Consider the following 5795-nt stretch of genomic DNA (forward strand, 5'->3'; position numbering starts at 1 on the left):
CGCTCGCCGCGCCGGCCGGCGGGGCCTGCTGCGGCGACTGACCCGCTGCTCGTGACGGCGGCCCGGTGGGAGTTCCGACTCCCACCGGGCCGCCGTCGTCGGTTAGGGCCTGTCGCCCGGATCTCGCAGAACGGGATCCGGGCGACAGGCCCTAAAGTGATCCGCATGCTGGTTGCCGCCGCCGTGTGCCCCTGTCCACCCCTGCTCGTCCCGGAGGTCGCCGCCGGGGCGGCCGCCGAGCTGGACGTGCTGCGCGCCGCTTGCGACGAGGCGTTGGCAGCGCTGGTCGCGGCCGGACCGCAGCTGGTCGTGGTGGTCGGCACCGGGCCGGAGGCCGAGGTGTGGACCGAGGGCGGGGCGGGCTCCTTCCACCGTTACGGGGTGCCGCTGGTCGCCAAGCTGCCCGGCGACCGGGTCGAGGGGCCGGAGCTGGCCCCCTCGCTGACCGTCGGCGCCTGGCTGCTGGAGCGCGCCGGGGTGACCCTGCCGACGCACGCCTGCGCGGTGCCCGCCGACGCTCCCGCCGACCGGATGCTCGGCCTCGGCCAGGGCCTGGCCGGCCTCGCGGACCGGGTCGCCCTGCTGGTACTCGGTGACGGCAGCGCCTGCCGCTCGGTGAAGGCGCCCGGCTACCTGGACGAGCGGGCCGAGGGCTTCGACACCGCCCTGGCCGCCGCCCTGGGCACGGCCGACCTGCCGGCCCTGGCCGCACTGGACCCGGGCCTGGCCGCCGAGCTCAAGGCCGACGGCCGGGCACCGTGGCAGGTGCTGGCCGGCGCCGCGGAGGGCGCGGGCCTCACCGGGAGGCTGGGCTACCAGGACGCGCCGTACGGGGTCGGGTACTTCGTGGCGTCCTGGTCCTAGCGGGTCAGGACTGCGGGGGCTGCCCCTCGTCGCCGTGCTTCGGCTTGTGGGCGAAGTCGCCGACCGCGTCCTTGGCCTTGCCGGCACCGTGCTCGATCTTGTCGCTGTACTTGCCCTTGGTCGCCTTGTCGATCGCGCCGCCGGCCTTGTCCACGGCCTTCTCGATCTGGTCGCTGTGCTTGCCCGCGAACTCGCTGGCCTTGCCCTTGAGCTCCTCGGCCTTGCCCTTGAGGTTGTCCATCAGACCCATGGCGATCTCCTTCATCCGCTGTTCCCTGCACAACGACCGTGCCCGGCGAAGCGTTCGCAAACCGGTCCCAACCGGGGAAACGGCCGGAAAAAGTCCGGGGAACAGTCATATCGTCGCGCGGGTGCGGCCTCGTGGCAGCCCGGTCTCCGGTGGCCCGGGGGTTTTGCGAGACTGGAGCGGTGAGCAGCTCCCGTACCCCGCGTGTCATCTCGATCGTCGGCGCGACCGCCGCCGGCAAGTCCGACCTGGCCGTCGCCATCGCCCGCAGTCTCGACGGCGAGGTGATCAACACCGACTCGATGCAGCTGTACCGGGGCATGGACATCGGCACCGCCAAGCTCACCACGGCCGAGCGCGGGGGAGTGCCGCACCACCTACTGGACGTCTGGGACGTCACCGAGGCCGCCAGCGTCGCCGAGTACCAGCGGCTGGCCCGGGCCGAGATCGACCGGCTGCTCGCCGCCGGCCGCACGCCCGTCCTGGTCGGCGGATCCGGGCTGTACGTCCGGGCGGCGATCGACGAGATGGAGTTCCCGGGCACCGACCCGGCGGTGCGGGCCCGGCTGGAGGCCGAACTGGAGCAGGACGGCCCGTACGCGCTGCACCGGCGGCTCGCCGAGTTCGACCCGGCGGCCGCCGAGGCGATCCTCACAAGCAACGGCCGGCGGATCGTCCGCGCCCTGGAGGTCATCGAGATCACCGGGCAGCCGTTCACCGCCAACCTGCCGAGCAACACCGCCGTCTACGAGGCGGTGCAGATCGGCGTCGCCGTGCCGCGCGCCGAGCTGGACGAGCGGATCGCGCTGCGGGTCGACCGGATGTGGGAGGCCGGACTGCCGGACGAGGTGCGGGAGCTGGAGAAGGCCGGGCTGCGGGAGGGGCGGACCGCCTCCCGGGCGCTCGGCTACCAGCAGGTGCTCGACCACTTCGCCGGAGCGTGCACCGAGGACGAGGCCCGGGCCGAAACCGTCCGGGCCACCAAGCGCTTCGCCCGCCGTCAGGAGTCCTGGTTCCGCCGCGACGACCGGATCAACTGGCTCTCCCGGCCGGCCGGCGCCGACCCCGTCGAGCTGCTGGGCCGGTCCCTCGAACTGATCGGGCGTCAGGGAGTTCCGGCCGCGTAGGACGGGTTTCCGGCCAATCCGGCGGTGCACCTGCGCGCGCAGGTGGCCGTGCAGGACGAACCGGCGGTCACGGCCCGATCACGTGATGGCCACGGATCACCCGTCGACCCCGGTCAGGCCCGGAACGCCTCCCTGGACATGCCATCATCGATGCCGTAGGGGTCGGCCAACGGGCCGACCGTGCCCGGCCGCGAGTCCGCTCGTGTCGAACTGTCAGGGGAGGCCGCGTGTCGACGGGTACCGGCCCCGAGTCCGGCCAGAGCGGGAGCGTCACCGCACCGGCCGAAGAGTTCGACGAGTCGACGATGGGCGACCTCCCCGTGCTGACCGGTCTGGAGGCGCCGACCTCCTACGCGGTCGCGGTGCCCGCCCTGGACACCCGCACCCCGCCCGGCGGTGCGGTGCACGAACGGGAGATCCGCCCGCTGCGCCGGCTGCGCTGGTGGCAGACGCTGCCGATCGCCCTGCTGGGCACCCTCGGCTCGCTGATGTTCGCCTTCCCGCTCGCCTTCGGCTCGGCCGGGGCGCGCGCCACCATGGTCGGGATGCTCGGGCTGCTGTTCACCGCCGCCTCGGTCGGCTGGGGCGCGATGGCCGCCCGGCACGCCGGCTACAAGTGGCCGGGGCTGCCGCGCCGGGGCTCCGGGCAGCGGGCCGGCTGGAAGGCGATCGTGGTCTACACCCTGATCGCGCTGGCCGCCTGCGCGCTCGCGGTCTGGCGGGTCGCGTACCTGCGCTGAGCGGGCGGCCCACCGCTCAGTACCATCGGAGGGGTGAGCGCATCCTCTCCCCAGCAGGGCGGCATCCCCTTCTTCAAGGGGCACGGCACCCAGAACGACTTCGTCATCGTCCCGGACCCGGACGGTTCGCTGGAGATCGGTCCCGAGACCGTCGCCGCGCTGTGTGACCGGCGGGCCGGCATCGGCGGGGACGGGCTGCTGCGCGTGGTGCGCGCCGCCGCCGACCCGGCCGCCGCGGGGATGGCCGACCGGGCCGAGTGGTTCATGGACTACCGCAACTCGGACGGCAGCATCGCCGAGATGTGCGGCAACGGCCTGCGGGTCTTCGCCCGCTTCCTGGTCGAGGCCGGCCTGGCCGAGCCCGGCGAGCTGGCCGTCGCCACCCGCTCCGGGGTGCTCACCGCGAAGGTCGCCGAGGCCGCCGCGGACGGCACGCCCGGCGACGTCACCATCGACATGGGCCGGGCCCGGCTGCCCGGGCCGGACGGCATCGAGGTCGCGGTCGGCGAGCGGCGCTGGCCGGCCCTGAACGTCAACATGGGCAACCCGCACGCGGTGGCCTTCGTGGAGAGCCTGGACCTCGCCGGCGACCTGTTCACCGCGCCGCTCACCAGCCCCGCGGGCGCCTACCCGGAGGGCGTCAACGTCGAGTTCGTGGTGGACCGCGGGCCGCGGCACGTCGCGATGCGGGTGCACGAGCGCGGCTCGGGCGAGACCCGCTCCTGCGGCACCGGCGCCTGCGCGGTGGCGGTGGCGGCCATCCGCCGGGACGGAGCCGACCCGGCGGTCACCGGCGAGGCGGTCTCGTACACGGTGGACGTGCTGGGCGGCCGACTGGTCATCACCGAGCACCCGGACGGCCGGGTGGAGATGACCGGGCCGGCGGTGATCGTGGCCGAGGGGCGGCTGGACGGGCGCTGGTGGGAGTCGGTGCGCTGACGCCTACCCAAGGGGCAGGCCGGTTTGCCCAATTCGTGCGGTGACGAATCCCCCCGATCGGGTGATACTGGTCGCGGACGGGAATCAGGGCGTCGCGGAACGTGCTCCGCTCGGTAGCATGGACCACCGGGTCGATCACCCCTGGGGAGGGGTAGCAGGATCACCCCCCTCGGGAGGGGCGGCGCCCGGCGACCGTTGCCGGAGGTGCCGATGACCATCGAAGCCGGGCAGTCCCTGACGGGGCAGCCGACGACCGTACGGCAGGCCGGGGCCAGGCGGCCCCTCGGAGAGCTCGGCCGGGCAGCCCTCGGCCGGGCCGGGCGGGCCGCGTTACTCGCCACCGGCCGGCCGCCCGTGCCGGACGCCCTGGAGCCGCTCGTCCGGGTCCACCGCCGGCACCACCCCCAGGCCGACCTCGGCCTGCTCGCCCGGGCGTACCGGCTCGCCGAGGCCAGCCACCGCGGCCAGAAGCGCAAGAGCGGCGAGCCGTACATCACCCACCCGCTGGCCGTCACCATGATCCTGGCCCAGCTGGGTGCCGGGACGACGACCTTGGTCGCCTCGCTGCTCCACGACACGGTCGAGGACACCGAGTTGACGCTGGACCAGGTGGCAGCCGGGTTCGGCCCCGAGGTCGCCTATCTGGTCGACGGGGTGACGAAACTGGAGAAGGTCGACTTCGGCGCCGCCGCCGAGGCGGAGACCTTCCGCAAGATGCTGGTCGCGACCGGGGACGACGTCCGGGTGATGGTGATCAAGCTGGCCGACCGGCTGCACAACATGCGCACCATCCGGCACATGAAGCCGGCCAGCCAGGTGCGGATCGCCAAGGTCACCCGGGACGTGCTGATCCCCCTCGCCGAGCGGCTCGGCATCCAGGTGCTCAAGGCGGAGCTGGAGGACATCGTCTTCGCCACCCTGCACCCCGAGGAGCACACCCGCACCCGCGCCCTGATGGCCGGTCACGAGGCCGAGCCGGACACTCTGCTGGAGCCCTTCGCCCGCCAGCTGGCCCGCCAGCTGGCCGAGGCCGGGGTGGCCGCCGAGGTGACCGTCCGGCCCCGGCACTGCGTCTCGCTGCACCGGGTGCAGCTCCGGCGGGCCGCCGTGCCCGGGCCGGACGGGCTGCCGCCGGGGCCGCGGCCGGCCGACTTCGGGCGGCTGCTGGTGGTGGTCGAGGAGAACGCCGACTGCTACGCCGTGCTCGGCGAGCTGCACACCTGCTGGACACCGCTGCCCGGGGAGTTCAAGGACTTCGTGGCCGCGCCCAAGTTCAACCTCTACCAGTCGCTGCACACCGCCGTGGCGCTCAGCGGCGGCGCGGTGGTCGAGGTGCTGGTCCGCACCCGGCGGATGCACGAGGTGGCCGAGACCGGGGTGGTCGCGCTCGGCGACCCGTCCCCGGCCGGCGCCGTGCAGGATGCCGACGAGCTGGACCGCACCGACCCGGCCCGCCCGGGCTGGCTCAGCCGGCTGCTGGAGTGGCAGCAGGAGACGCCCGACCCGGACGCCTTCTGGTCCACGCTCACCGCCGACCTGGCAGGCGACCGCGAGATCACCGTGGTGACGGAGAGTGGCGAAACGCTTCAGCTGAGGGCCGGCGCCACCTGCGTGGACGCGGCCTACCTGCTCGGCGAGGAGACCGGCCACCGATGCATCGGCGCGCGGGTCAACGGGCGGCTCACCGCGCTGTCCACCGTGCTGGAGGACGGCGACCAGATCGCGGTGCTCACCGAGACCCTCCCGGCCGGCGGCGGTCAGCCCTCCGGCCCCGCCCCCGAGTGGCTGGCGCACGCCCGCACCCCGGCCGCCCGGCTGGCCATCGAGCGCTGGCTGGCCGACCACCCGGCCCGGCATCCGGTGGTCCGCACCGGCCCG

At 74.3% G+C, this 5795-nt stretch carries 6 protein-coding genes; 5 read left to right on the plus strand and 1 reads right to left on the minus strand.

Going from position 1 to position 5795, the window contains the following annotated elements; translation table 11 throughout:
• The first annotated feature begins 165 nt into the window (after nucleotides 1-165).
• A complete protein-coding gene (locus KS423_RS36685; protein WP_224284071.1) occupies nucleotides 166-864 on the plus strand; it encodes a class III extradiol dioxygenase subunit B-like domain-containing protein in 699 nt (232 codons plus the stop codon).
• A gap of 4 nt (nucleotides 865-868) precedes the next feature.
• Here KS423_RS36685 and KS423_RS36690 read toward each other — a convergent pair whose 3' ends face one another.
• Nucleotides 869-1129 (minus strand): antitoxin, encoded by a 261-nt coding sequence (locus KS423_RS36690; protein WP_224284072.1) that lies wholly within the window; start codon nucleotides 1127-1129, stop codon nucleotides 869-871.
• 164 nt (nucleotides 1130-1293) lie between these two features.
• Between KS423_RS36690 and miaA the strand changes: the two genes are divergently transcribed.
• The 4 genes from miaA to KS423_RS36710 form a co-directional block, all read left to right on the plus strand.
• Complete coding sequence (gene miaA / locus KS423_RS36695; protein WP_224284073.1) at nucleotides 1294-2238, plus strand: tRNA (adenosine(37)-N6)-dimethylallyltransferase MiaA; 945 nt, start codon at nucleotides 1294-1296, stop codon at nucleotides 2236-2238.
• A 227-nt stretch (nucleotides 2239-2465) separates the two neighbouring features.
• Nucleotides 2466-2978, plus strand: a complete 513-nt coding sequence (locus KS423_RS36700) for a hypothetical protein (protein WP_224284074.1) — start codon at nucleotides 2466-2468, stop codon at nucleotides 2976-2978.
• Between the two features lie 33 nt (nucleotides 2979-3011).
• Nucleotides 3012-3917 carry a diaminopimelate epimerase gene (gene dapF, locus KS423_RS36705; protein WP_224284075.1) on the plus strand — a complete coding sequence of 302 codons (906 nt, stop codon included), beginning with the start codon at nucleotides 3012-3014 and terminating at the stop codon, nucleotides 3915-3917.
• 210 nt (nucleotides 3918-4127) lie between these two features.
• Nucleotides 4128-5795 (plus strand): bifunctional (p)ppGpp synthetase/guanosine-3',5'-bis(diphosphate) 3'-pyrophosphohydrolase (locus tag KS423_RS36710; protein ID WP_224284076.1); only part of this gene is annotated, 1668 nt, incomplete at its 3' end.

The organism is Streptomyces sp. LS1784, assembly GCF_020103755.1.
Lineage (GTDB): Bacteria > Actinomycetota > Actinomycetes > Streptomycetales > Streptomycetaceae > Kitasatospora.

Excerpts from the sequence above, each read along its gene's own strand:
- KS423_RS36685 (WP_224284071.1), top strand. The coding sequence starts at position 166 with ATGCTGGTTGCCGCCGCCGTGTGCCCCTGTCCACCCCTGCTCGTCCCG.
- KS423_RS36690 (WP_224284072.1), bottom strand. The coding sequence starts at position 1,129 with ATGAAGGAGATCGCCATGGGTCTGATGGACAACCTCAAGGGCAAGGCC.